The sequence below is a fragment of the Nonomuraea sp. NPDC049750 genome, assembly GCF_040659625.1.
Lineage (GTDB): Bacteria > Actinomycetota > Actinomycetes > Streptosporangiales > Streptosporangiaceae > Nonomuraea.
In genome coordinates this window covers 16047-41663 of the sequence record NZ_JBFANB010000034.1, presented here as the reverse complement: position 1 = coordinate 41663, position 25617 = coordinate 16047, and the positions used below count along the sequence as shown (strand labels likewise).

Annotated in this window: 28 protein-coding genes and 2 tRNA genes; 13 read left to right on the top strand and 17 right to left on the bottom strand. The window is 68.6% G+C overall.

The genetic code is table 11. The features are described from left to right. The first annotated feature begins 23 nt into the window (after positions 1-23). Entirely contained in the window at positions 24-812 is a 789-nt protein-coding gene (locus AB0J16_RS49280; RefSeq protein ID WP_358553183.1) for a TetR/AcrR family transcriptional regulator C-terminal domain-containing protein, read from the top strand. Between the two features lie 31 nt (positions 813-843). On the opposite strand, the gene AB0J16_RS49275 is transcribed toward AB0J16_RS49280, so the two are convergent. The 9 genes from AB0J16_RS49275 to AB0J16_RS49235 form a co-directional block, all read right to left on the bottom strand. Continuing rightward, a complete protein-coding gene (locus AB0J16_RS49275) occupies positions 844-2448 on the bottom strand; it encodes an ABC-F family ATP-binding cassette domain-containing protein (RefSeq protein ID WP_358553181.1) in 1605 nt (534 codons plus the stop codon). Positions 2449-2547: 99 nt separating this feature from the next. Then, positions 2548-3126 carry a TMEM165/GDT1 family protein gene (locus AB0J16_RS49270; protein WP_358553179.1) on the bottom strand — a complete coding sequence of 193 codons (579 nt, stop codon included), beginning with the start codon at positions 3124-3126 and terminating at the stop codon, positions 2548-2550. Positions 3127-3349: 223 nt separating this feature from the next. After that, a complete protein-coding gene (locus AB0J16_RS49265; protein ID WP_358553177.1) occupies positions 3350-4384 on the bottom strand; it encodes a UDP-N-acetylmuramate dehydrogenase in 1035 nt (344 codons plus the stop codon). A gap of 49 nt (positions 4385-4433) precedes the next feature. Continuing rightward, positions 4434-5465, bottom strand: a complete 1032-nt coding sequence (locus AB0J16_RS49260; RefSeq protein WP_358553175.1) for a hypothetical protein — start codon at positions 5463-5465, stop codon at positions 4434-4436. Positions 5466-5618: 153 nt separating this feature from the next. Beyond that, entirely contained in the window at positions 5619-6047 is a 429-nt protein-coding gene (locus AB0J16_RS49255) for a MaoC family dehydratase (protein ID WP_358553173.1), read from the bottom strand. A 1-nt stretch (position 6048) separates the two neighbouring features. Then, positions 6049-6498 carry a MaoC family dehydratase N-terminal domain-containing protein gene (locus AB0J16_RS49250; RefSeq protein WP_358553171.1) on the bottom strand — a complete coding sequence of 150 codons (450 nt, stop codon included), beginning with the start codon at positions 6496-6498 and terminating at the stop codon, positions 6049-6051. Positions 6499-6810: 312 nt separating this feature from the next. Then, positions 6811-6975 (bottom strand): 50S ribosomal protein L33, encoded by a 165-nt coding sequence (gene rpmG / locus AB0J16_RS49245; RefSeq protein ID WP_019632658.1) that lies wholly within the window; start codon positions 6973-6975, stop codon positions 6811-6813. Between the two features lie 70 nt (positions 6976-7045). Next, positions 7046-7119: transfer RNA gene (locus AB0J16_RS49240), tRNA-Met, on the bottom strand. A gap of 213 nt (positions 7120-7332) precedes the next feature. Beyond that, the gene (locus tag AB0J16_RS49235; protein WP_358553169.1) at positions 7333-7812 is read right to left on the bottom strand and encodes a GntR family transcriptional regulator; all 480 of its coding nucleotides are present in this window, start codon (positions 7810-7812) and stop codon (positions 7333-7335) included. 168 nt (positions 7813-7980) lie between these two features. Here AB0J16_RS49235 and AB0J16_RS49230 point away from each other — a divergent pair, with 168 nt between their 5' ends. After that, on the top strand, positions 7981-8565 hold the full coding sequence (locus AB0J16_RS49230) for a hypothetical protein (RefSeq protein WP_358553167.1): 585 nt from the start codon (positions 7981-7983) through the stop codon (positions 8563-8565). Between the two features lie 145 nt (positions 8566-8710). Here AB0J16_RS49230 and AB0J16_RS49225 read toward each other — a convergent pair whose 3' ends face one another. Beyond that, the gene (locus AB0J16_RS49225; protein WP_358553165.1) at positions 8711-9079 is read right to left on the bottom strand and encodes a DUF6247 family protein; all 369 of its coding nucleotides are present in this window, start codon (positions 9077-9079) and stop codon (positions 8711-8713) included. An 837-nt stretch (positions 9080-9916) separates the two neighbouring features. Here AB0J16_RS49225 and AB0J16_RS49220 point away from each other — a divergent pair. Beyond that, positions 9917-10552 carry a DUF6082 family protein gene (locus tag AB0J16_RS49220; protein WP_358553163.1) on the top strand — a complete coding sequence of 212 codons (636 nt, stop codon included), beginning with the start codon at positions 9917-9919 and terminating at the stop codon, positions 10550-10552. Positions 10553-10931: 379 nt separating this feature from the next. Here the strand turns inward: AB0J16_RS49220 and AB0J16_RS49215 are convergent, their stop codons facing one another. Next, positions 10932-11786, bottom strand: a complete 855-nt coding sequence (locus AB0J16_RS49215) for a hypothetical protein (protein WP_358553161.1) — start codon at positions 11784-11786, stop codon at positions 10932-10934. Between the two features lie 830 nt (positions 11787-12616). On the opposite strand from AB0J16_RS49215, the gene AB0J16_RS49210 reads away from it, so the two are divergent. Further along, positions 12617-13168, top strand: a complete 552-nt coding sequence (locus tag AB0J16_RS49210) for a hypothetical protein (RefSeq protein ID WP_358553159.1) — start codon at positions 12617-12619, stop codon at positions 13166-13168. On the opposite strand, the gene AB0J16_RS49205 is transcribed toward AB0J16_RS49210, so the two are convergent. The 5 genes from AB0J16_RS49205 to AB0J16_RS49185 all read right to left on the bottom strand — a co-directional run bounded on the left by AB0J16_RS49205 (position 13142) and on the right by AB0J16_RS49185 (position 16097). Then, positions 13142-13214, bottom strand: a tRNA-Thr gene (locus tag AB0J16_RS49205). The genes AB0J16_RS49210 and AB0J16_RS49205 overlap by 27 nt on opposite strands. Before the next feature lie 68 nt (positions 13215-13282). Further along, positions 13283-13486 (bottom strand): transposase, encoded by a 204-nt coding sequence (locus AB0J16_RS49200; protein ID WP_357959209.1) that lies wholly within the window; start codon positions 13484-13486, stop codon positions 13283-13285. A gap of 97 nt (positions 13487-13583) precedes the next feature. Next, the gene (locus AB0J16_RS49195; RefSeq protein ID WP_358553157.1) at positions 13584-14447 is read right to left on the bottom strand and encodes a phosphotransferase; all 864 of its coding nucleotides are present in this window, start codon (positions 14445-14447) and stop codon (positions 13584-13586) included. A 44-nt stretch (positions 14448-14491) separates the two neighbouring features. Next, the gene (locus AB0J16_RS49190; RefSeq protein WP_358553155.1) at positions 14492-14998 is read right to left on the bottom strand and encodes an NlpC/P60 family protein; all 507 of its coding nucleotides are present in this window, start codon (positions 14996-14998) and stop codon (positions 14492-14494) included. Between the two features lie 91 nt (positions 14999-15089). After that, positions 15090-16097, bottom strand: a complete 1008-nt coding sequence (locus AB0J16_RS49185) for a GH25 family lysozyme (RefSeq protein ID WP_358553153.1) — start codon at positions 16095-16097, stop codon at positions 15090-15092. A 249-nt stretch (positions 16098-16346) separates the two neighbouring features. Here AB0J16_RS49185 and AB0J16_RS49180 point away from each other — a divergent pair, with 249 nt between their 5' ends. Further along, a complete protein-coding gene (locus AB0J16_RS49180) occupies positions 16347-17360 on the top strand; it encodes an ATP-binding cassette domain-containing protein (protein ID WP_358553151.1) in 1014 nt (337 codons plus the stop codon). Further along, entirely contained in the window at positions 17341-18084 is a 744-nt protein-coding gene (locus AB0J16_RS49175) for an ABC transporter permease (RefSeq protein ID WP_358553149.1), read from the top strand. Before AB0J16_RS49180 ends, AB0J16_RS49175 begins: the two co-directional genes overlap by 20 nt. A 3-nt stretch (positions 18085-18087) precedes the next feature. Here the strand turns inward: AB0J16_RS49175 and AB0J16_RS49170 are convergent, their stop codons facing one another. Further along, positions 18088-19191 (bottom strand): hypothetical protein, encoded by a 1104-nt coding sequence (locus tag AB0J16_RS49170; protein ID WP_358553147.1) that lies wholly within the window; start codon positions 19189-19191, stop codon positions 18088-18090. Between the two features lie 74 nt (positions 19192-19265). Here AB0J16_RS49170 and AB0J16_RS49165 point away from each other — a divergent pair, with 74 nt between their 5' ends. Genes AB0J16_RS49165 through AB0J16_RS49135 form a run of 7 tightly spaced genes read left to right on the top strand, consistent with a single transcriptional unit; the run spans position 19266 to position 25610 of the window. After that, positions 19266-19772, top strand: a complete 507-nt coding sequence (locus tag AB0J16_RS49165; protein WP_358553145.1) for an NUDIX hydrolase — start codon at positions 19266-19268, stop codon at positions 19770-19772. Between the two features lie 39 nt (positions 19773-19811). After that, positions 19812-20162, top strand: a complete 351-nt coding sequence (locus tag AB0J16_RS49160; RefSeq protein ID WP_357959228.1) for a PadR family transcriptional regulator — start codon at positions 19812-19814, stop codon at positions 20160-20162. Further along, positions 20159-21043, top strand: coding sequence for a hypothetical protein (locus tag AB0J16_RS49155; RefSeq protein ID WP_358553143.1), 885 nt, complete (start codon positions 20159-20161; stop codon positions 21041-21043). Before AB0J16_RS49160 ends, AB0J16_RS49155 begins: the two co-directional genes overlap by 4 nt. A gap of 34 nt (positions 21044-21077) precedes the next feature. After that, positions 21078-21980, top strand: a complete 903-nt coding sequence (locus tag AB0J16_RS49150) for a hypothetical protein (protein ID WP_358553141.1) — start codon at positions 21078-21080, stop codon at positions 21978-21980. Between the two features lie 6 nt (positions 21981-21986). Continuing rightward, positions 21987-23726 (top strand): peptidoglycan-binding protein, encoded by a 1740-nt coding sequence (locus AB0J16_RS49145; RefSeq protein ID WP_358553139.1) that lies wholly within the window; start codon positions 21987-21989, stop codon positions 23724-23726. Then, positions 23719-24432, top strand: a complete 714-nt coding sequence (locus AB0J16_RS49140) for an ABC transporter ATP-binding protein (protein ID WP_358553137.1) — start codon at positions 23719-23721, stop codon at positions 24430-24432. The genes AB0J16_RS49145 and AB0J16_RS49140 overlap by 8 nt, the downstream gene beginning before the upstream one ends. Further along, the gene (locus tag AB0J16_RS49135; RefSeq protein WP_357959239.1) at positions 24432-25610 is read left to right on the top strand and encodes an ABC transporter permease; all 1179 of its coding nucleotides are present in this window, start codon (positions 24432-24434) and stop codon (positions 25608-25610) included. Before AB0J16_RS49140 ends, AB0J16_RS49135 begins: the two co-directional genes overlap by 1 nt. Positions 25611-25617 lie beyond the last annotated feature (7 nt).

Below are 25617 nucleotides of genomic sequence, written 5' to 3'. Positions count from 1 at the left end.
ATCGTACTATGTACGAAGTTAAGTTGAGTGAGAAGATGGATGACGTGCCGCCCACGATCGCCCGGACCAGCGCCGGAGACCCCGCCCGCACCATCGAGCTGCTCTGGCGGCAGCCGGGAGCGCGGCCGGCGCAGCGCGGGCCACGTCAGGGCCGCACGGTCGACGAGGTCGTCGCGGCCGCGATCGCCGTCGCCGACGAGGAGGGCCTCGACGCCACGACGATGCGGCGGGTCGCCCAGATTCTCGGGATCGGCACCATGTCGCTCTACACGTACGTGCCGGGCAAGGCCGAGCTGCTCGACCTCATGCTCGACACGGTCCTCGGCCAGATGCCCCGCCCCGACCTGTCAGAGCTGCCGTGGCGGGCGCGGCTGGAGGCGGTGGCGCGGGCCAACCTCACGGTGTACGAGGAACACCCGTGGATGCTCGCCGTGTCCACCACGCGCCCGCCGCTCGGCCCGGGGGTCTTGGCCAAGTACGAGCATGAGCTGCGGGCTTTCGAAGGGCTCGGCCTGGGCGACGTGGAGATGGACGCCGCCCTGGCCTACCTGCTCGGCTTCGTGCACTCCTCCGCCCGCTCGGCCGCCGACCAGCGGGCCGCCCAGAGCGAGGCGATGACCGACGAGCAGTGGTGGGCCGTCAGCTCTCCGCTGCTCGCCCGCGTCTATGACGAGGCCGCCTATCCGACGGCCAGCCGGGTCGGCGCGGCCGCCGGAGCCGCCAACAACGCCGCTTACAGCGCTGACCACGCCTACGAGTTCGGCCTCCAGCGCGTCCTGGACGGCCTCCAGGTCCTCATCGAACGACGCTAGAGCGTGACCGGGTGATGGGAACGGTGGGCGGTCAGGCGAGGGCGACCAGATCGCGGTAGTCCTCGCTCCACAGGTCCTCGTCCGCGTCCGGCAGCAGCAGGACACGGTCGGGGCGGAGGGCGTCGATGGCGCCCTCATCGTGGGTGACCATCACGATCGCGCCTGGGTAGGAGCCGACTGCGGTCAGCACCTCGTCGCGGGAGCCGGGGTCGAGGTTGTTGGTCGGCTCGTCCAGAAGCAGCACGTTGGCTCCGGAGTGGACCAGCCCGGCCAGTGCCAGGCGAGTCTTCTCCCCGCCGGAGAGCACCCCGCTGCGCTTGTCGGCGTCGTCCCCGCTGAACAAGAACGCGCCCAGGACCCGCCTCGCTTCGCCATCCGTCAGGTGAGGGGCGGCGTCCAACAGGTTCTGCCGGACCGTGCGGGCGGGGTCGAGGGTGTCGTGCTCCTGGGCGAAGTAGCCCAGCCGCAGCCCGTGCCCGTGCACCACCCGTCCGGCATCCGGCCGCTCCTGGCCCGCGAGGATGCGCAGCAGGGTGGTCTTGCCCGCGCCGTTGAGGCCGAGCACGACCAGGCGACTGCCCCGGTCCACGGCCAGATCGACGCCGTCGAGGACCCGGTGGCCGTCGTAGGACTTGGCCAGGCCGACCGCGCCGAGCGGCATCCGGCCGCACGGCTCCGGTTCGGGCAGTCGGATCCGGGCCACCTTCTCGGTGCGGCGGGCTGGTTCCAGCTCGGCCAGCATGCGGTCGGCGCGGCGGGCCATGCTGCGGGCCATGACGGCGGTGGCCGAGCGGGCCTTCATCTTGTCCGCCTGCGTGTGCAGGGCGGCGGCCTTGCGCTCGGCGTTCACTCGCTCCCGGGTCCGGCGCCGCTCATCGGCCTCCCGCTCGGTGAGGTACGCGACCCAGCCGGTGTTGTGGTGGTCGATCGTCGCGCGGGTGGCGTCCAGGTGGAAGACCCGGTTGACGACCTCGGTGAGCAGACCGGTGTCATGGCTGATCATCACCAAACCGCCCTGGTGGCCTTGGAGGAAGGTGCGCAGCCAGGTGAGGGAGTCGGCGTCCAGGTGGTTCGTTGGCTCGTCCAGCAGCAGCGCACCGTCGTGCCCAGCGAACAGGATCCGCGCCAGCTCCACCCGGCGCCGCTGCCCGCCCGAGAGATTGCCGACTGGTGCGCTCAGCACGCGGTCGGGCAGGCCGAGCCCGGCCGCCACGCGGGCGGCCTCGGCTTCGGCCGAGTATCCGCCGCCGGCCTGGAAGGCTGCCTCCGCACGGGCGTACGCGCGCATCGCCCGTTCCAGCGCGGCGGGCCCGGCCGCCTCGGACAATGCGGCCTCGGCCGCGCGCAGCCGGTGCAGGGCCCGGTCCAGGCCGCGGGCGGACAGGATACGGTCGGTGACGGTGACGGCCGGGTCGGCCGCGCGGGAGTCCTGCGGGAGGAACCCGACCGGGCCGGTGCGGGTGATCGTCCCGGCGGCAGGCGTGGCCTGGCCCGCGAGGGCGGTCATCAAGGTGGTCTTGCCCGCGCCGTTGCGTCCGACCAAGCCGATCCGGTCGCCGGGAGAGACGGTGAAGGAGATGTCCGAGAGCAGCAGGCGGGCGCCCGCGCGCAGCTCGACATCACGAACAGTAATCATGATACTACGCTCCGAGAAAGCGAAAGGACACACTTCTGACGTGGAAGCGGGTCCTCAGCTAAGAAACGCGGGGCGTAGACATGCTCCTACCGTAACCGATCACCCGGCGCGGTAGACGACCGCATCGACCAGCAGCACGATTCCGAAGATCGCGAACACGGCGGCGGCACCATACCTGATCGCCTTCTCCGGCAGGTGCTTGCCCAGCAGGCGCCCCACCACGATCGCGAGGGCGTCGGCGGCGACCATGCCCACCGTGGAGCCGATCCAGGTGCCCAGCCAGCCGTGCTGCGTCGCCAGCGTGATGGTGGCCAGCATGGTCTTGTCACCCAGCTCGCTCAGGAAGAACGCCACCGTCACCGCGACCACGGCGTTCCTGGTGGTACGCCGGGCCTTGCTCGACTCCTCGTCCGTCAGCTCGTCACCGCGCAGCGTCCACAGGGCGAAACCCAGGAAGGCGAGGCCGGCCACGACGGAGATGGCGGTGGTGGGCAACGCGTCGCCGATCAGTCCGCCCACCGCGACGCTGACCAGGTGCACGGCGGTCGTCGCGATCGTGATGCCGGCCAGCACCGGCCAAGGCTTGAAACGGGTGGCGAACGTCATCGCCATGAGCTGGCTCTTGTCACCCATCTCGGCCACGAAAATGACCGCGAGGCTGATCCAGAACGCTTCCAACTGTCCTCTTCCGCGCGACCGAGCCGGAAGCAGGCACCCAGGGAGTTTTCGGGCACGACTTCGACCCGGCAGCGTCTTGATCCATAGCTACCAGGCCGAAGGTCTCGTCCGCCCGTACAGGCCCGCGTGACCGGGCGCGCTAGCGCGCCAGCATGTCGATCACGCGATTGGGACTACTCCCCTTCGGTAATTCCGAACAACCATAACAGCGGCCCTCAGGGACCTATTCCAGCGAGCAGCCGACCAGCACCGGCTCGTTGACGAGCGTGACGCCGAACTTCTCCAGCACCCCGTCACGCACCTCCCCGGCCAGCAGCAGCAGATCGGCCGTGGTGCCCGTGCCGTTGGGGTTGGTCAGGGCCAGCGTGTGCTTGGTGGAGATGCGGACCGGGCCGCGTTCGTAGCCCTTGGGGTAGCCCGCCTGCTCGATCAGCCAGGCGGCGGGCACCTTGACCGCGCCGTCCGGCATGTCCCAGCGCGGATGGCCGGGGGCCCGCGCCGCCAGTTCCTCGGCCTCGGCGGCCGTCAGGATCGGGTTGGTGAAGAACGACCCGGCGCTGCGGGTGTCGGGATCGGCCGGGTCGAGCACCATGCCCTTGCCGCGCCGCAGCTCCAGCACCGCTCGACGAGCCTGGTCGAGCGGCACGCGGGCGCCCGGCTCGACGCCGAGCCGGGTGGCCAGTTCCTGGTAGGCCACGGGACCCGACAGCTCCGAGACGTCGAGCGCGTACGTCACGCCGAGCACCACATGCCGCGCCAGATCCCGCTTGAACGCGCTGTCGCGGTAGGAGAAGCCGCACTGCCGCGCCTCCAGGTCGACCACCTGCCGCGTCTTGCGGTCGTAGGCGCGTACGCACCTGATGGTCTGGGCCACTTCCTGGCCGTAGGCACCGACGTTCTGGATCGGGGTCGATCCCACGAGCCCCGGAATGCCGGACATGCACTCGATGCCGGACCAGCCTTCGGCCACCGCGCGAGTGACCAGTCCGTCCCAGTCCTCGCCCGCCTCGACCGTGACCAGCACCTCGTCGCCGTCACGGGAGACGGACACGCCCTGGGTGACGACCCGGATGACCAGCCCGTCGAACCCCTCGTCGGCGACCACCAGGTTGCTCCCGCCGCCGAGCACCAGGGTGGGCTGGGCCTGCCGGTCGGCCTCGGCCACGAGGGAGACGAGGTGCTCCGCCGTACTGGCCTCGACGAATTCGCGGGCGGGGCCGCCCAGCCCGAGGGTGGTGTACGGCGCGAGGGTCTCCATGGGGCACAAGCTTATGAGGCCCTCGGCATGCCCAGCACCTTGTCCTGGTTCACCCGTCCTGGCGTAGGCGGCGTACCGGAAGGCGGTCGGAGGGCACGACCAGCTCGCCCTTGAGGGCCATGGAGAGCTCCAGGTCGGCGTTTTTCCCGTCTGGGGCATCCTCGGGCAGCGCGCCGATCGCGGCCGACCTGCGTACCGCCATCAGGTCGCCGCGCAACGCGCGCACGCGCCCCGGTCCCGCCTCATGCCACCCCGCGCCGATCAGCTGCCGCTCCAGGCCGCCCTGCGGTGCCTCCGTATCGTCCGGTGGCGTCACCGAGCCCTCCGGCGGTCGCTCCAGGCCGTGCCACCCCGCCGCCACCGCGCCGTCCGCGACCGCCGCGACGAGCGGCGTAAGCGCGTCGCCGGTCAGTACGACCGAGGTCTCCATCAGCACGTGCACCTCGGACCTGTCGAGGCGCAGCAGCTTGGCCCGGCAGGCGCCCCACGTGGCCGAGCCGCCCTGCCAGTGCGGGGTCTCGGCCACCCGCCACTCGGTGATCCGGTCCGGATGGCGCAGCGCCAGCTTGTGCAGCACCTCGCCGGCACCGTCCACGTCTCCCAGGTCGAGGGCCAGGACATGGGCGTCGGTGTGCTCGAGCACCGACTCTATGGACGCCCGTACATCATCCGGCCGGCCGTCGACGATGAGACTCACGGACGCCGTGACGTCGGCGGTCGCCACCCGCTGCCGCTCGTCGGCGACGCCCGCCGCGTCGAGACGGTTGGCGGCCAGGGTTCCGTCCCAGACGCGCTGGGCGTGCAGCATGTCGTCGCCCGGGTCGCCCCGCTGCTCAGGGTCACCGGAGAAGCCCAGCTCGTCGGCGGGATTGGCGCGAGCGCCTCTCGCCCTGGCCCCCGCGGTGCCGACACCCGTCGCCGCGCCCGCGCCGCCGGTCGTGTCGCGGCCCGTGCCGACGGCGCCCGCCACGTCCTCGGTCCTGACGGGACCCAGGTGGCCGGGCGGCTTGTCGGTCACCGCGGAGACCGGGATCGATTCGACCGTGGGCCAGATCCTGCCTTGGTGCGGTGCTGTATCCATAGGGTGCCGCGTACCCGAGAGCCGCCCCGCCTATCATCCCGCCCGGCTCATCCCGCCCGGCTCATCCCGCCCGGCTCATCCCGCCGGGCTCGTCCCGCCGGGCTCGTCCCGCCGGGCTCGTCCCGCCGGGCTCGTCTCGCCGGGCTCGTCGCGCTACGCGAGTTGAACCACTGCGCGGGCCTTGGACAGCACCCGGGTGTCGCCCGCCCTGGCCGTCAGCCCGACGACCACCCGCTTGTCCGGCAGCTTCTCCTCCACGACGCCACTGATGGTGATCGTCGCGCCCTCGTCGTCGTCGGGCACGACCACCATCGAGGAGAACCGCACCCCGAAGTCGACCACCGCGCCAGGATCGCCGACCCAGTCGGTGACGAACCGGCCGCCCTGCGCCATCGTGTACATGCCGTGCGCGATGACGTCGGGCAGCCCGACCGCCTTGGCGAACCGCTCGTTCCAGTGGATCGGGTTGAAGTCGCCCGACGCCCCCGCGTACATCACCAGGTTGAGCCTGCGGACGTCGTAGCCGGTGGCCGGGATCTCGTACCCGACCTCGATCTCGTCGTACTTCACCGTGGCAGTCATCTCAGGCCGCCCCTCCGCGCTCGACGATCGTGTTGTACGTGGTGCAGACCGGCTCACCGGAGACCGTGGCGATGTCGCTTCTCACCGTCAGCAACTCGTTGCGACCGGCGCTGCGGATGTCGGTGATCGTGGAGCTGGTGACGAGCTCGTCGCCGGCGTAGATGGGGCGAACGTACTCAAAACGCTGCTCGCCATGGACCACCATGGCCAGGTTCAGGCCGAGGTCAGGATCGGCCAGCGCCTCACCGCCGCTCTGCAGGCTGAACACGATGGGGAAGGTCGGCGGCGCGACCACATCGGGATGCCCGGCGGCCTGGGCGGCGTCCCGGTCTCGGTAGATCGGATTGCCGTCACCGATCGCGGCGGCGAACTCCCTGATCTTCACCCGGCTGACCTCGTACGAGGACTTGGACGCGTACGTCCGGCCCACGAAGTCGCGGTTCAAGGCCATCTGTGCTCCCTCGCATGTCCGTTACACAGACGCTAACAGAACAAGGTTCGGCTGTCGCTGGGATGACCACGACTTTGCCGCAGGGACGAGTGGCGAATTCCACGGGCACGGCGGCCGGTGGACGCTACGGCGGCGAGGCCGGTGACTCCCGCCATCGGGACGGCCGGTGGACGCTGCTGCCATGATGGCTGGCGAATTGCGTCACCGTGACGGCCGATAGACGCGACAAACCGGCGCCCTGGTGCAGGACGCCGGTTGTGCGTTGGGTAAGGCCAGGAGAATGCCCCCGGCGAGACCGCGCTCGGAAAAGAGCTAGCGGGTCTCGCGGTGCGCGCGGTGGCAGCGGCAGTTGGGGCAGTACTTCTTCAGCTCAAGCCGATCCGGGTCGTTGCGCCGGTTCTTCCGCGTGATGTAGTTGCGGTGCTTGCACTCCTGGCAGGCCAGCGTGATCTTCGGCCTAACGTCGGTGGCAGCCACGTGGGAGTGCCTTTCTACGTTTGGGACTGGGACATGCCCAAGCCCAGGTCGGCGACCTGGGGAGGGGCAGTAGCGGAGGCCGGACTTGAACCGGCGACACAACGATTATGAGCCGTTTGCTCTGCCTGACTGAGCTACTCCGCCTTTGAGCCGGACGAACGACCCCGGCCCGTAGAGGATACCTGACCTGGGGAGCACATACGTAATCGACCAGCTCGCCCAGACTGGCCAGCAAACAACCCTAGCAGCCGGGGTACGGCGGGCAAAATCCACGCACAACGACAAGGCAGGAGCGCGATCTCGCGTCAACCCTCAAGTGCGCGGATCTCCACCTTACCGGCGGGCAGGACCTCGACATCAGGCCTTGGGCCAGTCCTTGCGCGCCGCCACGTACGTACCGCGCATCGGCACCGTGAACACCCATCCCTGCTCGCGCAGCAGAGCGACCGCCCGCCTGACGGTGCCCTTCGCGAGACCGTACTGCTGCATGAGCGTCGTCTCGCTCGGGATCGGGAAGTCAGGCCGGAGTTCGCCGGCGCGGATCCGTTCGGCGATCTCGGCGGCGACCCGCTGGTAGGGCGACGTCGTCTCGATGACGCGCGGGTGGTCTTCGGGACCGGCGAACGAGCCGACCCCGCGGACCGTGTAGACCAGACCGTCGTCTCGCAGCGCGCGGATGGCTTTCGTCGCGGTGATGCGCGACACCTCGAACTCGGCGACGATCTGGTGCTCGCTGGGGATGGCGTGGCCAGGCGGGATCGTCCCGCTGGTAATGCGGCGCCTGATCTCATTGGCGACCTGCCGATATATCGGCACAGGCCCCTCACGGTTGAGCACGCTCGCGACAATAGGTGAGCTATATCATGCCCTATTGTTCCACTACATTCTCCCTATTGACTGCAGTCAACCACCTAACTGATTTATAGCAAGTGCTAGACCAGATAGGGCAAGTGGACGTACGGTCAAGGCATGGCTGCTCCCGAACCTGCGCCTGAACTCCTCCGCATGACCCCGACCGCCCTCCGGGTGCCGCACGTCGTCGCCTACAGCGAGGAGACCGTCTCGCTGGCTCTCACCGTCCTCGTCGACGCGTGGGCATTGAGCGGGCGGCGGCTGTCCTACATCGACCCTGCGGCGAGCGACTGGCGCCTGGGCGTCCTGTGGGCCCGGCAGCAATCGCACCGCCTTGGGAGGCCCCAGTACGACGAGCTGCACACGCTGCGGCAGCGGGAATGCATGCTGGACCGACTCTGCCAGGTGTGCGCCAAGCCCGCCCTGGACCCCGATACCAGGCGCCTCTCCTGGGTTTTCCACGAGAAGGTACACGCCGCGTCCGGCCACCTCAGCAAGCCGCCGACGTGCCTGCGGTGTATCCCCGGGGCGCGAGCCGCGTGCCCGCGCCTCCGGCAAGAGGCCTATGTCTACACTTCGCCCGACTATAGGCCGTGGGGTGTGAAGGGAATCGTCTTCTCCTCCGGCGGCCCGGCTCGCCAGGACGTCCCGCTGATCGACCACGCCACGCTGGAATTCACGCTCGCCAGGGCCCTCATCGTGCACGTATCGGATCTGCGGCCCGAGTCGGCCCCATAGACAGCCCGGCCTTCCACCTGGAGGGGACGAGCGAAGGCCGAGCCTCACAATCACACGATGTAGACGAGCCGCCGTCGCTCCATCACGACATACGTGACGATGCCCGAGTGGCCGAACGGGAACTCAACGGCGACGCCAGGCGAGCCTACTGGCCGCGTTTGATACGTTCCCGAGTTTGGCGGTCAACGGCGTCATCCCACCGTGTGGCGCCAGGCGGGCGTTCTCCCCGCTCGTAGTACTCCGCTGCGCGCTCTCCAGCCTGGAGGGTCTCCGCGTACTCGTCTGGGTCGGCCTTGAGGACGGCGGTCATCCACCAGCGCGTCTGGAACTCCTGAACGGGTGCCAAATCGTAGGAGACCTTCGCCTGGTCCAGCGCAGTCCGGTATTCGCGGTCGAACAGCGCGTGGTCCTCGGCCGGCAGCGCGGCACGGATGGCTTTGGGGCTGCGGTCATCCTTGAGCGATGCCCGGACCTGCTCCGGCGTACGGCGTGTGTCGTGCGGCTGAGCGCTCACCACCTGCCCTCCTCTCGCTGCCCTTCGAGGGCACCGACCCTACCGGCATTTGGCACGCGAGCGAGGAGGACCGAAGTCCTCGGATTCCCAACTAGACCAGTGGGTTGATCAAGGTCATCGCGCATAACGAGAAACGCCCGACTCCGCGATTTCACGGGTAGGGCGAATTGCCTTGTCAGTGTGCCAGGGCCGAAGCGTTCTCATGTCGTAAGACCGAGTTGTTGGAGTCCGTCGGCGGGGTGGCTGCGGTAGTGGTCGGTGGCGGCGGCGATGTTGGTCCAGCCGATGAGGCGAGCCAGGCCGATGGCCGCAACGAGCCTCCAACGAAGCCGGAGCGCTTCAGCAAAGCGGCACGGACACTTCGCGAGGATGGCCGAGACGGTAACCAGGCTGACCAGATGCGCTCCCGAGACCCGGGCTACGTCCAGGGCCTTCCGCGAGGAGCGGATCATCTTCGGCGACTTCGCGTAGTTGGCTGGTGCCCGCGTGCCCGTACTGGACGGTCTCTTCCGCCCACGCGTCGCCCTGTCTACGGGGCCGTACGGACGGAGTGGAGGTTCTCGTCCAACCCGGCACCTTCATAGCCTTTCCTCCATACCGACGTGTGGGATGTGGCGCCGCGCATCACCGTACTCATACGGCAGCAAGACCGTCGACCAAAGCGCGGCTTGTCGCGCGGAAGCAATCGTGACCTGCTGGCAGGTGGAGAACCATCACCGACAGCAGGAGGGCAACATGTGGAGACGCGCATCACGAGCGGTTGTCGTAGCACTCATTCTCATCGTCATCCTCGCGGCCGGGGCTGCTTTGGTGCTCTCGCCCGTTACTCTGAGGGGGATGGCTGATCTTGCTTCGCCAGAGCAGTGGGAACTGCTGAGTCGGGTAGGCCAAGCGTACGGGCCGGTCGCCACCCTCGTCAGTGCTGCGGGACTCGTCGGGGTCGCCATGTCGGTCGCCGCACAAGCCCGGATCACACGCATAACAGCCGAGCAGGGGCTCATCACCCGCCAGTTCGAACTCAGCCGCCTCGTGGCCGAAAATCCCGCCCTCATCCAAACGGAGGGCGAGATCTGGCGAAGCCACGACGACGACTTCCACTACCAGTCGATGCTCCTGCTCCATCACTGGCTCACCCACTGGCGGACCATGTACGCCCTCGGACTCCTCACTCCAGCCAAGGTACGCCTGGAAGCCAGCGCCATCTTTCGCGGCCAAGTCGGCAGAGACTTGTGGATCAGGAATCGTGAAGGCTACTGGACAGACGCGAACCGACGGGAGCGACAGTTTCTCCGTCTGATGGATGAAGAACTAAACAAGGTTGAAGGCACCCCGGCTCGCCCCACCGTGACCCCTAGGAGCCTCGATGAACGAACCCGGACGCGCGCCATCATGATCACGTCAGCAGCGCTGGTCGGGTTCGGAATTCTGCTAGGCCGAGGCAGCACTCGTCCACACTCGCCATGGCGGCGGTGACAAGACGTGGCGGGTGGATCGCTGGTGCCGCGAGGCCAACAGCGCACGGCCCACAAGCGTGATGCATGTACACATCCTGGCGCCGGGTATAGCCGCTACCGTCCTCTCGAACAACGGCTGCTAGCGACCTTCGCCGACGCCGTCGGGCTTCCCCGAGCAGGTGGATGTCGTCGGGCTGGTGTACCACCGGACCACGTTCATCACCGTCCGACGCGCAGCCCTGACGCTCCGATCCGGAAGGGGAGGATGTGGCGGCTTTCGGCCCGCCTATCATGGAGCACACGCCGCCTCCACGCATGCACCGGATTCACCAAGCAGGGTCGTATCTGACCGCTCAAGAGTGAGGTGAGCAAACCGCCGGAAGACGATCCTTAACCGGTCACTGTTCGCCGGGCGATGTGGCTTCATCACCGAGCTTGACCGAGCCGAGGAGGATGCCGCGGAGCACGTCGCTGGCAAGCGTGGCCCGCTGTTCCGGCTCCAGTTTCTCGATCCTGTGCAGCAGTCGCTCGGCCGCGAGGTAGCGGGAGAACTCCAGCGGCTGGCCGAAGTACGAGCGCAGGTGCGCGGCCGAGCTTTCCTGCGAGCGGACGAACGTCCGACTGATGTAGGCGGCAAACGTCGTCGCCACCGCGCCCAGCGTCCCGGCGACGATCGCGCCAGTGGTGGTCCGGGCGAAGAACGCCAGGACTGCGAAGCCGACCAGCAGGATGAACCCGGTCGCCATGGCGATCTGGGCATTGCGGAACGACTGCCGCGCCTGCCCGGTCGCGATCTCGTGGTAGTAGTCCAGCCGCGCGTGGGTGACCTTCCACAAGGCAGGCAGCGTCAACTCCTCAGCATCGGTAAGCTCCCGTTCGGCCTTGGCCAGTTCGCGGCGGGCGGCCTGTTCGGCGGCGGTTGTGCCGGAGACAGGCACGCGGGAGATCGGGTTGGAGAGTCGCTCTGCGGCTTTCACCCAGGGAGCGATCTCACGCGGTGAGAGCCCGAGAGCGGGAAGCAGGAGCCGTAGTGACGGCGTATTGCCCACATACGTGGTCGAAAGCATGCCTTGTAAAGACGCCTCGCTCAGCCCGGATCGTGACGCTACCTCGCTGATCGACAGCTTCGTCGTCTTGTGCAGCATGCGCAGCGCGTCCGCGAACTCCTCGTCTGTTGAGATCTCATCTGGAGAGATCGACTCGCTCGTGTGGTCGTCGCCCGCTGCAACGTCCGGTCCAATCGCGTCGCCCATACAGGGATAACGTCCGAGCACGGCGTTTCGCTACGCCGAGACACGCTCGGCAGCTCGCGCTGGCAGGGTGTCCGGCATGGCGCATGTCCACCTGTGGTGCTGGCACTGCGACGAGAAGAATCTTGTCGAGGGCGAGTCCTGCGACTGGCTGCGACACGATCGAGGTGCCGGAGAAGCGGGACAACTGGAACTGCGGCGCCGAAAACTCCACCCTCGACAACGATGACTAGGTCACGTCCTTTGCGGGCGGTGCGCTACGAATCCCCGGCAGAGGCATACGTTCACCGCGCCTGGATCGCCACCCAAACCGCCGCCCTGGTCGCTCATGGTCTTGGTGAGGAAACCTGACCCTGCTGCCATCCTGCCCCAGCGTAAGAGCGCCAGCGCTCTCTGCAGCACTGCCTCCACGGCGCGGAGACGTTCGGGGATGACGCCCGCCGAGGTGCGGCAAATAACTGCGATCGTTCGTGGGCTGGACGAACGCCTGGACACTCTCGAACAGCGGGCACAGGACATCACCGAAGCTGAAGCCAGGAGTTGCAGTCGTCAACTCGGCAGCGTGGGGACCCCGCCGCGGACGGCCGCTATCCGGGCAGTAACGACCAGCGGGGCCGCGAGAACCACCCGGTGCTGGTCGAGCTCGACAGCCCATGGCCGGGGTGCCGATCCCGGCCTGGCCGCGCGCCGTACCGGGTCAGCCGTACGAGCGCCCACCGATGCGCGGCTATCAGCGGCGGCCGCTGCATCTCGGAGTGAACACTGCCTCGCCGCGGCCGGATCTGGTGGTGTTCGCGATCGGCTGAGGGGTGCCCGAGGGCGAGGCGCATGCGATGACCCGGCAGCAGATCATCGACCGGTTCTTCCGGTCGCAGTACCTATCGGAGGCCGCGCCGGTCGCCTCGTGGGTGCCGATCCAGGACGGCTTCACGCCGCACCAGGTGCGTACCACGCACAGCACGCTGCTGCACGACCCGGGGACGCCGCTGCGGCTGCGCGATGACCGCATGGGGCAGATCTCGCCGGAGATACGCGGGATGCGCCTCGCCTACGCCGGCATCCTCACCCAGGGGCGGGTGGATCTCCGGGCGGCCCTGCAGGAGGTGTGGGAGCAGGCGCTCGCCGAGCCCGCCTGGCTCGGTCTCCGTTCGCCGGTGGCGATGCTGGACGACTTCCTGGCTCCGTTCCGTGATGGCCGCAGAACGCCGATCCCGCCGTTCACGCCGGGCCGGGGAGGTGGTCGAGTTGCGGTCGCGGGGCGCCTGACAAACCAAGGTCATCGCACTTTCGTCGCACTCAATCAAGAAAGCCCAGTCCGAGATGATCTCAGACCGGGCGTTTTCGCTGTTCAGTGTGCGAGCCCCCAAACGGAATCGAACCGTTGACCTTCTCCTTACCATGGAGACGCTCTGCCGACTGAGCTATAGGGGCCTGTCCGGCGCTGCGGACAGGTGTAACCATACACGGCCCTCAGCGATGACGCGAACTCGTCAGCCCCACTAGCCGACCGCCTCGTAACCCCGCTGGAACGGCAGCTCCACGACCTCGCAGAGATCGGCCAGATCGACGTGCCGGGCCACCTCCGCGACCGACACGCAGTCGGCGACGGGAACCCCGTCCCTGCGCACGCGGAGCACCTGTCGCCCGTCACGCTCGGCGAGAACGACCTCGTAGCCGTCTAACCCAACCCATCGCCTGTCCATAGCGGCACACAGTAGCTCCTGGGTCTCTCAATTTCCGATAGGCGACATGCGTTACACGCCATACCGAGTTGCTACTGCGGTCCTTGCGTCGACGCATCTAGGTTGCGATGAGTGCCGATTCGATGCCGGACACAAGCTCGTGCAGCCAGTCCCCGCCGCACTCGTACTCCCACACGAGTGCCAGCAGCATGTAGAGCAGTCGGTGGTTGGCCATGTGCGATGGCGCGTCGAGTGGAATGCCCGCGGGGAAGTACGCGTCGAGCATCGCACGTTGCAAGCCGGGCTCGCGGAAGTCCATCCTGGCCAGGTCCAGCCATGGGCTGGCGGCACCGCAGTCCGCCCAGTCGATGATCCCCTCGATCCGGGACCCGACCGATAGGACATGCCGCGGGTGGAGATCACCGTGCACGTACACGCAGGGCTGATCCCACCGAGTACCGTCCACGAGGAGATCCCGACATCGGGAAAAGAGCGTCGGGGTCAAGATCCCGGCATTGGCGACAAGGCCGAGTCGATCCGCCAGCCCCGCGACCTGATCAGCCCAGGTTCCCTCACCTGCGCATGGTGGCGAGCCGGACGCCTCCTTGAAAAAGCCCGCTCCCTTCACAGGAAGAGAGTGCACGGTACGCAGCAGCCGTCCCACCTCGGACGCCGCCTTGAGCGACGCGACCCCCGGCTCGCCAGAGACGAGTCGCGTCACCAGGTACGGAGTCTCCGCGTCCGCCGCGCCGGCGATGACCTGGGGGACCGGAACGCCCCTCTCCGACATGGATCGCAAGGCCCATAACTCCACCTCGACTTCACGCGCGGCGGCGGCCTTGAAGACAGCGCGTGCCCCGGACTCCAGGGTCACTGCGGCGACCGTGTTGGCCGCGAATCCAGACAGCGGCTCATACCCTGTCACGCGCTGGGACAGCAAGCGCTGGATCACCTCACCATCGATGCGCCTGGCATCGCTCACGACTACCGGCCTCCTCTCACTCCCGTGGACCGTACACACTGAGGTCAGTAGCGGTAGAAGCCCGCGAGGTCCTTGATCCGTCGGATGTCGTCGACGCGTACCGAGGCTCCCGTTTCGGGGGCGTTCATCATCTTGCCGTGGCCCAGGTAGACGCCCACGTGGTGGGTCTTAACGGTGTTTTTGGTGATTTTTCCGAAGAAGACGAGGTCGCCTGGTTCGGCCGAGCCGACTCGACGCAGCCTGCGTACGTGGGCGTCGGTGGTGCCGGGGCCGAGTACGTCGGCGCCGAAGGCTCGGGCGTACACCCACCTGGTGAAACCCGAGCAGTCGAGCCCCCGGGTCTTGGCCGCCGGGCAGGGGCGCGTCTTTCCCCGGTAGCCCAGGCAGGTGCCCTTCGACGGTCCCGGATCCGTAGCGTGGCCGCCTCCCCAGGAGTAGACGACGCCCCGCTGCTCGATCTCGTACGCGATTCTGACGATCGCCGAAGGGGCGGGGAACCGCAGGAGCGGCACCGACGCGGTGGCGGTCAGCAGGATGAGGGCGATCGCCACCCAACGCCATCCCGATGCCGCCGCTAACCCTCGCAACCTAGGCATCGGGATTTATTCTGCGTTATCGGGCGGCCCGGCGAGCAGACCAGGTCTATCGGGCAGTGAGGGTGAGGTTCACCGAGCCGACCGTGACACGTATGCCGACCTTGCCCTTCCCCTTGGTCTTCGAGTTCGTGGTGAAGGTCAGTGTCGTCTTCTGGCCGCGCCCGAGCTCAGCGACGTCGCAGCGCACCGCCGTACCGCTGAAGTCGCAGCCCGGCGCCCGCACCACCCGCTGGCCGCCGAACGCGCGTCCGGACACCTTGACGTGAGTGACGGTGACCGGTCCCGTGTTGGACACGGTGACCGTGTACGTCTTCCGGTTCCTGGCCAGGCCGGAGACCGTCACCTCGGCAGGCGGGTTGGCCAGCTCGGCCAGCTCGTCCTCGGAGCCGTTGAAGGAGTTCTGGCCGCCGGCCAGCGTGCCCTTCTCGGCGGACTGCCAGAACGTGTGCCGCTCCCAGCCCTTGGGCAGCTCACCGGGATCGCCGCCCCATCGGGCCAGCCACAGCGGGTGGGCGCCGAACTTGCCGGAGTCGCCGGTGCACGTCTGCCACCAGGCCCGGGTCGTGTAGATGATCGCCTGGCGGCCGGTCTGCTCCCGGTACTTCGCGGTGAACGACTTGATCCAGCCGACCATGTCCTTGTGCGACAGGCCATAGCAGCCGTCCTTGCCGTTCTTGTCCTTGTACGGGTTCTCCTCCAGGTCGAGCACTCCGGGCAAGGTTCGCCCGTCGATCTTCCAGTCCCCGCCGTTCTGCAGGAAGAAGTCGGCCTGGGCGGCGCCGTCGGACTCGTGCGGCTGCGCGAAGTGGTACGCCCCGCGTAGCAATCCGGCCTCCGCCGCGCCGTCGTACTGCGCGTCGAAGGAGGGATTGCGGTAGTCGGTCCCCTCAGTCGCGTGGACGAACGCGAACTTCCCGCCGCCGGACGCGACGGCCGGCCAGTCGACCTCGCCGGTCCAGTTGCTGACGTCCACCCCGGCGACCCCGTCGGCGGCCCACGCGGTGCCAGTCATCCCGGCCGTGGCGAGCGCCGCCAATAACAACAGACGTTTCACGCGGGAGATCATCGCGGAGCGCCGAGCGGCCTCGCAAGAAATTTCTTATATCGGTATAAAACCGCATTTCAGGGGCCGGAAATTGGTCATCCACAGGGTGTGTACGAGATGGCGTTTCCGCAGGTCAAGTCCATTTATGAACGTCACATTCGCGTTTGCCAAACCGGCTTTATCTGGCTCAAGCTGATTCCGATCCTCAATCGAGCCCCCGACCTGGGGTTTCTTCGCCATGCCCGGAGGAGAACGACCATGATCCACGCCCGGGGACTGACCCGAGTGTTCAAGCTGAAGAAAGAGTCCGTCGAGGCCGTACGCGGCATCGATCTCGATGTGGAGGCCGGCCAGCTGGTCGCCTTCCTCGGCCCGAACGGCGCCGGCAAGTCCACCACCCTCCGCATGCTGACCACCCTGCTGCCGCCCACCTCCGGCACCGCCACCGTGGCGGGCCGGGACATCGCCCGCGACCCCGGCGGCGTACGCGCCCGCATCGGGTACGTCGGCCAGAAGAACAGCGCCGGCGAGAACTTCCGCGTCCGCGACGAACTCGTCACCCAAGGCCGCTGCTACGGCCTGGCCCCCGCGGAGGCGGGCAGGCGCGCCGACGAGCTGCTCGACCTGCTCGAACTGCGGCCGCTGGCCCAGCGCAAGCCCGGCACGCTGTCGGGCGGCCAGCGCCGCCGCCTCGACATCGCGCTCGGCCTCGTCCACCGTCCGGGGCTGCTCTTCCTCGACGAGCCGTCCACCGGTCTCGACCCCAAGAGCCGCGCCGAGGTCTGGGCGCACATCCTGCGGCTGCGTGCGGAGTACGGCACGACGCTCTTCCTGACCACCCACTACCTCGAAGAGGCCGACAGCATGGCCGAACGCGTGGTGATCATCGACAACGGCGAGATCATCGCGGACGGCACGGCGGAAGGACTCAAGAACGACCTGGCCGGCGACCGCATCACGATCACCACCGCGACGGAACAGGAAGCGGCCACGGCCGCCCGGCTGGGCGGCGGCGAGGCGGCGCTCAGGACGGCCGCCGGGATGACCAGTGAGGCGGCCGCCGGGACGACCGGCGAGGCAGCGGTCGAGGTCGAGGGCACGACCGTGCGGCTGCGCGTCGCCAACGCGGCCACGGCCCTGCCCGAATATCTGCGCACCCTGGAGGCGAACGGCGTCAAGGTCGCCACCGCCGAGACCGCCCGCCCGACCCTCGACGACGTGTTCCTCACTCTTACCGGGAGAAGTCTCACCGATGACGACATTCCTTCGTGACACCACGACGGTCTTCACCCGCGAAATCACCCCCGCACTGCGCGAGCCCGTCGGGCTGCTGTTCTCGATGGGGCAGCCGCTACTGTTCCTGATCCTGTTCGGGTCGCTGCTCGATGGGGCGATGGGCTCGTCGTGGCAGTGGTTCGTACCGGGCATTCTCGTCATGATGTGCCTGATGGCGCCCATGTCGTCGGGCTATCTCATGCTGGTCGAGTTGCTGGGCGGCTCGATGGAGCGGCTGATGGTCACCCCGTTGAGCCGCACGGCGATGCTGGTCGGCAGGACGATGAAGGAGATGGCGGTCCTGCTCTGCCAGGCCGTGCTGATCATCCTGCTGGCGCTCCCGCTGGGCTTCCGGCTGTATCCGGCGGGTGTGCTGGGCGGGCTCGCGATGTTGATCGTGCTCGGTGTCGGGCTGGGGGCGCTCTCGTTCGTCCTCGCGATCAAGTCGGCGCCCAGCGGGAACCTGTTCTACGTGGTCACCCAGGTGGTGCTCTTCCCCGTCCTGCTGCTGTCGGGGGTGCTGCTCCCCGTGGAGACCGGGCCCGCGTGGCTGCGGGTCATCGGACAGATCAACCCGATCTCGTACATCGTCGAGGCCCAACGCGCCCTCTTCGCGGGCGACCTCACCAATCTGTCCATCCTGTACGGCACCGCGGCCACCTGCCTCATCGCCGCGATCGGCCTCTGGCTGGGCAACCGGGCGATGCGCCGGGGCGTGTGATTTTCAGGGACTGATCGCCAAGAACAGGAACGCGGCGAACAGCACCAGATGCACGCCGCTCTGCAGCAGCGTCGCCCGCCCCGGCACCACGGTGAGCGTCGTCACGACGAAGGTCAGCCCCAGCAGCACCAGATGCGTGGCGCCGAGGCCGAGCACCAGCGGCCCTTTGAGCCAGATCGAGACCACCGCGATGGCCGGGATCGTCAGCCCGATGCTGGCCATCGCCGAGCCCAGGGCCAGGTTGAGGCTGATCTGGATCTGGTCGCGCTTGGCCGCGCGGACGGCGGCGATGGTCTCCGGCAGCAGCACCAGCAGCGCGATCACCACGCCGACCACCGCCTGGGGCAGCCCGGCCGACGAGACCGCCAGCTCGATCACCGGCGACTCGACCTTGGCCAGGCCGACGACCGCCACCAGGGCCACCAGCAGCAGCCCGAGGCTGATCATGGTGGCCCGCGCCGAGGGCCGCGGCGCATGCTCCTCAGCCGTGCCGGTCGCGCCCTCGGCCGCGTCCTCAGGGGTGACCGGTAGGAAGTAGTCGCGGTGCCGTACGGTCTGGGTCAGCACGAACAGCCCGTACAACAGGAGCGACACCACCGCCGCGAACCCGAGTTGCGCGGCGGAGAAGGCGGGCCCCTTGGCACTCGTCGTGAACGTCGGCAGCGCGAGGCTGAGCGTGCTCAGCGTCGCGACCGTCGCCAGCGCGCCGCCCGTGCCCTCGGCGTTGAAGACCGCCACCTTTCGCCGGAGCGCTCCGCTGAGCAGGGACAGCCCGACGATGCCGTTACAGGTGATCATGACCGCGGCGAACACCGTGTCCCGGGCCAGTGACGCCGAATGCTCGCCACCTGAGATCATCAGGCTGACGATCAGCGCCACCTCGATCACCGTCACGGCCACGGCCAGCACCAGCGATCCGAACGGCTCGCCCACCCGGTGCGCGATGACCTCGGCGTGGTGCACGGCGGCCAGGACGGCGCCGGCGAGCAGCACGGCCACGATGATCACCAGGACGGGCGGGAGTTCACGACCCCATGACAGGGCCAGAGCGAGGAGCGCGAGTAGGGGGACCGCGACCGTCCACTGTCTCGTTATGTAACGAAGCATATACAGGGTGTTGCCCAATCTTTCGGAGTTACCACCGATCATGCCTTGTCATCCGTTTTGAGGTGAAATAGACCATGGATCACGTGATCGCGACGGAGACCGTGCCATGGATCCCGACGGCACACCGGCTGGACGTCGTCCTGTCCTCGCGGCTGCCGCCGACCGGCCAGATCACCACAGCCTTCGCCGTCGTACGGGACGACGCCGACAGGATGCTGCTGACCTGCGTCGACCGGGCGGGACGCGGCTGGGACATCCCCGGCGGCCACCTCGAACCCGGCGAGTCCCCCGTGGACGCCGCCGTCCGGGAGTTGGCCGAGGAGACCGGGCTGGTGCTGGCGCCCGAGAAGCTGTCCGTTTTCGCGTGGTTGCGGATCGAACTGACGGGGCCGGTGCCCGATGGGTATCGCTATGAGGCGCTGACGAATCTGGTGATGTTCCAGGCGCGGCTCGACTCGCCGGGACCCGCCGTACGGCCCGCTCCGGGGTCGGAGAGTACGCGGGCCGCCTGGCTTCCGGCCGAGGAGGTGGAACGATTGTGCTCCGGGCGGAGCTGGCTGATCGCGTACCGGACGCTCTAGCCGTTGCACACGCTTCGTTTAACGGAATAATCTCGTCCCATGCCCAGGGGAACCTCAGAAGTCAGCGAGCCGATGTACTTCGTGCTCACCGCGCTGCGCGGCGGACCGCTGCACGGACACGCGATCAGCAAGTCGATCAAGGAGCTGTCCGGCGGCCGGGTCCAGCCCTCTGTCGGCACCCTGTACGGCATCCTTGAGCGGCTCAACGAGCGAGGCGTGATCGCCGTGGACCGTGAGGAGACGGTCAACGGCCGCAACAGGCGCTACTTCAGGATCACCGACGAGGGCCAGGCGCTGGTGGAAGCCGAGGCGAGACGCATGCAGGAGGCCGCGTCCCTCGTCCTGCGGCCGACCATGTTCGCGTCCCTCGTCCGTCTGCTGACCGCATGACCGCGCTCGAACGGCACTACCGCAGGCTGCTGCTGGCCTACCCGAGGCGGTACCGCGCGGCGCACGGCGACGAATTACTCGACGTCCTGCTCGAATCCGCCGCTCCAGGACAGTCCACCCCGGTGCTCAGAGAGGCGTGGGGACTGCTCCGAGGCGGCGTGCGCACCCGCATCACCCACCAGGCGACGGGCACCGCCTGGGCGGACGGCCTGCATCTCGGGGTCACGGCGGTGTCGGCGGTGAACCTGGCCGCGCTGCTGCCGTTCACGGGCTCGCTGCCGCTGTGGACGCTGCTGTCGGTGCTCGCGCTGCTGGCGGTCATGCACGGATGGACGCGGACGGCGTTCCTGCTCACTCTCGCCACCGGCGTCAAGGCGGTCTCGATCGCCGGCGGCTGGCAGCCCTTGGACCTCACCCTCCTGCCGGTCTACCCGTCAGCGCTCGCCGACCGTCCCCTGTTCGAGACCAGCAGCCCGCAGGCGGTGGCCATGGGGTACGCGGTCGTACTAGCCGGGCTGGCGGTGCTGGCCTGGCGGCGGCACCGGCCACGAGCCCGGTCGTGGTGGTGGTTCGTGGCTGCGCTGGCGGCCGCGTGGGCAGGCCCGTCGTGGCTGCCGGAGGGCACACTGTTCCCGATCAGCCTGAGCAAGATGGCCGTCGAGGTGGTGGCGCTGGGGCTGGCCGTGGCGGGCGCGTACCTGGCCCGTGACCCGCGCTGGGCACTGGCCTCGGGCATCTACCTGGTGGTCACGTCGGGCGACCTGGGTCTGCACGGCGACCAGCTGACCAGGCAGCACCTCGCTTACTGGGGCGTACTGGTCGTACTGACCCTGGCGACGGCGTTCGCGCCCTACCGGCAGCGGCGGCACGCCCTGGATTGACCATGCTCCGTTAAACGGAGTATTGTCCTCTGCCATGCCCAAGAGATCCCCTCTTGCTCCTGCCGTGGCGATGGCCGCGCTGGTCGCACTCGGCGGCTGCGGGGGCACCGCCGAGAACGCGCCACAGCCGTCCCAGACCGCGGCGGCAAAGGACAAGAAGCACCTGCTCGAATCGGCCAAGGCAGACTGCATGAAGCTGAAGGGCTTCAAGTACGTCGCCTACGTACAGCCGGAGAAGCAGGACAGCGAGGAAGACAAAGCCCGCAAGGCTGGCAAATACCCGGCGATGCGGAAATATCGCGAAAAATATGGGTTCGGGGTGTTCGCGATGCACGTCTATCCCAAGGAGATGGGGAACCCGGCCGTCAAGCCCGACAACCCGGACATCAACCCCAACTGGAAGATCCAAGGCTCGCTGTCCCACGCGCAGAGTGTGGCCTACCAGGAAGCGGCGAACGCCTGCATGGCCGAAGCCGTCAAGAAGGTCCTCGGCAAGACCGTGAAGTCGACCAGCGACTACCTCGCACAGATCAACGAGGCTTCCGAGCAGGCCATCTCCAGGGCTATCGACGCCGACCCCCAGTTGGTCGAGCAGGCCGTCACCATGGCCTCGTGCCTCAAGGGCAAGGGCTACCCGATCGGCAAGTCCACGCCGATGGCGATGTCCAGCCGAGGCCGGGACGTGTTCATGGCCCAGGAGGACAAGCTGGGCAGACAGCAGCGCGACGACGTGCCCGATGTCGCACCGCCGGTGAAGAAGGGCGAGGTCAAGATGACCTACGCCCCCACGCTGACCCCGACGGAGGCCAAGCCCTACCTGACCAAGGAGATCAAGGCGGCCCTCGACGACCTGGAATGCGGCAAGGACTTCTATCCGGCGTACTTGCCCAAGGAGGCCGCCGCCGATCAGCGGGTCTACGAAGAATTCGGTATGTGAGGCTCGATGAAGTCGCCCCGGAGGCTGCTCGCCTTCGTCATCGCGGGTGTCGTGGCCATCGCCGCCGCCGGCTGGGTCGTCAGCACCCGCCTGCGCTCCCCTGCCGACGAAGCCGCCCGCCGCGCCGCGCCGAAGGCGTCGCTCGTCACCGCAGCGGTCGAGCGCCGCAAGCTGGTCAGCACGGTCGTGGTCAGCGGCACGCTCGAATACGGCTCGCCGCTGCCCATCACCCTCGCGGGAGTGGTCGGTGGCACCTCGGAGCTGCAGCGGGTCACCCGGGCACCGCGCCAGGGCAGGCTGAAAGAGGGAGCGGCGTTCATGGAGGTGAACGGCCGCCCGGTGTTCGCGCTGCGCGGCTCCGTGCCGATGCACCGCACGATCGGCCCGGGCACCGAGGGCAAGGACGTCAAGCAGCTGCAGAAGGCGCTGCGCAGACTCGGGTACGGCGGGCCCACCTCGGGGGTGTTCGACCGGGCCACGATCGCCGCCGTCACCAGGATGTACAAGAAGAAGGGGTACGAGGCCCAGCAGCCCACGCTGACCGACCGGCAGGCCCACGACCAGTTGCGCAAGGCCGTACAGACGGCGCAGGAGACCCTGGCGACCGAGAAGAACACGCTCGACCAGGGGCGTGACGTGCTCCCGCTGAAGGTCAAGCTGACCAACGCCAAGGCGGACCTGAAGTCGGCACGCGCCGCGCTGAAGGAGGCCGAGAGGCAGCGGCTCACTCCGGAGGACGACGGCAAGCTGGCGACGGCCGACGCGACCGTACGCGCGGCCGAGGAGAAGCTGCTCGAAGCCGAGCAGGCGCTCGCCGCGGCCAGGAATCAGCCGACCGCCGCCCCGACCGCCACCTCCACCGCCGTGCCCACCGCCACCGCCGCGCCTCAGCCGACCCAGGACACGAGCCTGCTGGAGCTGAAGGTACGCAACGCCAGGGCCGATCTGGACCAGGCGCAGGAGGCGTACGGCCGGATCAAGGAGGAGTCGCGGCAGGCCCGCGAGAAGCTGCTGGAAGAGCTGCGCAAGGCCGAGCGCACGGCGAAGGACGGGCTGGTCACGGCCGAGCAGGCACTGCGCCAGGCGCGGCGGCTCTCCCCTACCAAGCTCAAGGTGGCCAACGCGGCCAAGGACGTGAGCGCGGCCAGGTCGCTGCTGGCGGAGTTCGAACGGACCTATGGCACGGCGATCCCGCCGGGCGAGATCGTGTTCCTGCCGAAGCTGCCCGCGCGGGTGCAGAAAACCGCGGTGAAGGCGGGCGAGGCCGTCGAGAAGGAGATCGCCACGGTGACCAGCTCGACGTTCATGGTGACGGGGTCGGTCGAGAGCGCGGAATCCGACCTGCTGCGTACGGGCATGAGCGCGGTCATCGAGCTCGACTCGGGCAAGACGTACCCGGCGGCGCTCACCGCGGTCGGCGAGAAGGCCACGGTGCCCGGCCAGGAGAAGGGCCCCGAGGGCACCCAACCGGTGCTGCTCACGCCGAGCTCAGCGAAAGGACTCAAGGGCCAGTCGGGCGCCACGGTAACGGCCAGGGTGACCGTGGGGGCGACCAAGGAGCCGGTGCTGGTGGTCCCGGTGGCCGCGGTCGTCACGGGGGCCGACGGCAAGGCGCGTGTGCAGGTGGAGTACGCCACGGACAAGACCAAGGAGGTCGAGATCCGCACCGGCCTGACCGCTGACGGGAACGTCGAAGTCACCGGCGCGCTCAACGCCGGCGACCGGGTTGTGGTCAGCGGTGTCTGAGCCCGGCATCGCATCAACCAGCTCAGCGGCGCTGGAGCCGGTCATCGAGCTGACCGCCGTGTGCAGGGACTACCCCGCGCAGCCGCCCGTCCGCGCGCTCGACGACGTCTCGTTCCGGGTGGCGCGCGGCGACTACCTGGCGATCGTCGGCCCGTCAGGCTCGGGCAAGTCCACGCTGCTCAACGTCCTGGGCCTGCTGGACCGGCCCAGCTCGGGCAGCTACCGCCTGGACGGCACCGAGACCACCACCCTGCGCGACGGCGAACGGACCAAGCTGCGCGGCGACCGCATCGGCTTCGTCTTCCAGTCCTTCCACCTGCTCGCCCACCGCAGCGTCGTGGAGAACGTGATGCTCGCGGAGATCTACGGCGGCCACCCGCGCAAGGGCAGGCGGGAGCGGGCACTGGCGGCGCTGGAGCGGGTCGGGCTCGGCCACCGCGTGGGCTTCCTGCCCGATCGACTGTCCGGCGGCGAGCGCCAGCGCGCGGCCATGGCCAGGGCCCTCATGGGCGAGCCGTCCCTGCTGCTCTGCGACGAGCCCACCGGCAACCTCGACAGTCGCAACACCGAGGCGGTGCTCGACCTGTTCGACGAGCTGCGCGAGCAGGGGCTGACGATCGTGGTCATCACGCACGAGCGGGAGGTCAGCACGCGCGCCGGTCGCCGGGTGCGGATCACCGACGGCGTGCTGGTGGAAGAGGCGTGATGCACGTACGGGATCTCCTCGGCGAGGCCGTCGCCGGCATGCTCGCCAGGCCGGTGCGCTCCGCGCTCACCACGCTCGGCACCGTGCTGGGCATCACCACGCTGGTCATCACGCTCGGCGTGGCCGCCACCGCGGGCAACCAGATCGTCGGGCGCTTCGACGAGCTGGTCGCCACGGCCATCACAGTGGAAGTACCGGAGAGCGCGAACGTACCGCTGGTCGCCTGGGACTCGCTCGATCGGGTGACCAGGCTGCGCGGGGTGGTCTCGGCCGCGGCGGTGGCCGAGACCAAGGACAGCTCGAACCTGTCGGTCCGCTCCAACGATCTCGTCGACCCGGCCAGGGTGACCACGCAGACCCTGACGGTACTGGCCGCCACGACCGGCCTGCCCGAGGCCGCCAGGGGCCGGGTCGTGCAGGGCAGGTTCTACGACGCCGGTCACGTCAAGCGGGCGGACCGGGTGGCCGTGCTCGGCGACCAGGCGGCCAAGATGCTCGGCGTCACCAGTCTCGACCGGGCTCCGGCGATCTTCATCGGCAAGCACGCGTACACGGTCATCGGCATCCTCGGCGACCTGCGCCGCGAACGGAACCTGAGCGCCGCCGTCATCGTGCCGCCCACGGTGGGCAAGCAGTTCGGGCTGCGTGACGTGACCAGGGTGCTGGTCAACACCAGCCTGGGCGCCGCCGACCTGATCGCCGGGCAGGCGCCGAACGCGCTCTCCCCCGGCAACGGTGACCAGTTGCAGGTCGTCGCCCCGCCCAGCCCCACCAGGGCGCGCGACCAGGCACAGGACGACGTCAACGCGCTCTTCCTGATCCTCGGCCTGGTCTCGCTGGTGGTGGGCGCGGTCGGCATCGCCAACGTCACGCTGGTCACCGTGATGGAACGCGTCGCCGAGATCGGCCTGCGCCGCTCGCTGGGCGCGGCCCGCCGCCACATCGCCGCCCAGTTCCTGCTGGAGTCGACGCTGATCGGGCTCGCGGGCGGCGTGATCGGCGCGAGCATCGGCGTGGTCGCCGTCGTCGCCGTCTCGGCCGCCAAGCAGTGGACTCCGCTCCTGGACGTACGGCTGGCGATCGGGGCGCCCATCGCCGGGGCCGTGGTCGGCCTGCTCGCCGGCCTGTATCCGGCGCTGCGGGCGGCCAGAATGGAGCCGGTGGACGCGCTCAGGTAGCTTTTCG

What these genes read in the sequence shown, in the direction of transcription:
- AB0J16_RS49275 (WP_358553181.1), bottom strand. Translation starts at nt 2,448, where the DNA reads ATGATTACTGTTCGTGATGTCGAGCTGCGCGCGGGCGCCCGCCTGCTG.
- AB0J16_RS49265 (WP_358553177.1), bottom strand. Translation starts at nt 4,384, where the DNA reads ATGGAGACCCTCGCGCCGTACACCACCCTCGGGCTGGGCGGCCCCGCC.
- AB0J16_RS49260 (WP_358553175.1), bottom strand. Translation starts at nt 5,465, where the DNA reads ATGGATACAGCACCGCACCAAGGCAGGATCTGGCCCACGGTCGAATCG.
- AB0J16_RS49255 (WP_358553173.1), bottom strand. Translation starts at nt 6,047, where the DNA reads ATGACTGCCACGGTGAAGTACGACGAGATCGAGGTCGGGTACGAGATC.
- AB0J16_RS49250 (WP_358553171.1), bottom strand. Translation starts at nt 6,498, where the DNA reads ATGGCCTTGAACCGCGACTTCGTGGGCCGGACGTACGCGTCCAAGTCC.
- AB0J16_RS49230 (WP_358553167.1), top strand. Translation starts at nt 7,981, where the DNA reads ATGACCCCGACCGCCCTCCGGGTGCCGCACGTCGTCGCCTACAGCGAG.
- AB0J16_RS49220 (WP_358553163.1), top strand. Translation starts at nt 9,917, where the DNA reads ATGGCTGATCTTGCTTCGCCAGAGCAGTGGGAACTGCTGAGTCGGGTA.
- AB0J16_RS49215 (WP_358553161.1), bottom strand. Translation starts at nt 11,786, where the DNA reads ATGGGCGACGCGATTGGACCGGACGTTGCAGCGGGCGACGACCACACG.
- AB0J16_RS49210 (WP_358553159.1), top strand. Translation starts at nt 12,617, where the DNA reads ATGACCCGGCAGCAGATCATCGACCGGTTCTTCCGGTCGCAGTACCTA.
- AB0J16_RS49200 (WP_357959209.1), bottom strand. Translation starts at nt 13,486, where the DNA reads ATGGACAGGCGATGGGTTGGGTTAGACGGCTACGAGGTCGTTCTCGCC.
- AB0J16_RS49180 (WP_358553151.1), top strand. Translation starts at nt 16,347, where the DNA reads ATGATCCACGCCCGGGGACTGACCCGAGTGTTCAAGCTGAAGAAAGAG.
- AB0J16_RS49175 (WP_358553149.1), top strand. Translation starts at nt 17,341, where the DNA reads ATGACGACATTCCTTCGTGACACCACGACGGTCTTCACCCGCGAAATC.
- AB0J16_RS49170 (WP_358553147.1), bottom strand. Translation starts at nt 19,191, where the DNA reads ATGCTTCGTTACATAACGAGACAGTGGACGGTCGCGGTCCCCCTACTC.
- AB0J16_RS49165 (WP_358553145.1), top strand. Translation starts at nt 19,266, where the DNA reads ATGGATCACGTGATCGCGACGGAGACCGTGCCATGGATCCCGACGGCA.
- AB0J16_RS49160 (WP_357959228.1), top strand. Translation starts at nt 19,812, where the DNA reads ATGCCCAGGGGAACCTCAGAAGTCAGCGAGCCGATGTACTTCGTGCTC.
- AB0J16_RS49155 (WP_358553143.1), top strand. Translation starts at nt 20,159, where the DNA reads ATGACCGCGCTCGAACGGCACTACCGCAGGCTGCTGCTGGCCTACCCG.
- AB0J16_RS49150 (WP_358553141.1), top strand. Translation starts at nt 21,078, where the DNA reads ATGCCCAAGAGATCCCCTCTTGCTCCTGCCGTGGCGATGGCCGCGCTG.
- AB0J16_RS49145 (WP_358553139.1), top strand. Translation starts at nt 21,987, where the DNA reads ATGAAGTCGCCCCGGAGGCTGCTCGCCTTCGTCATCGCGGGTGTCGTG.
- AB0J16_RS49135 (WP_357959239.1), top strand. Translation starts at nt 24,432, where the DNA reads ATGCACGTACGGGATCTCCTCGGCGAGGCCGTCGCCGGCATGCTCGCC.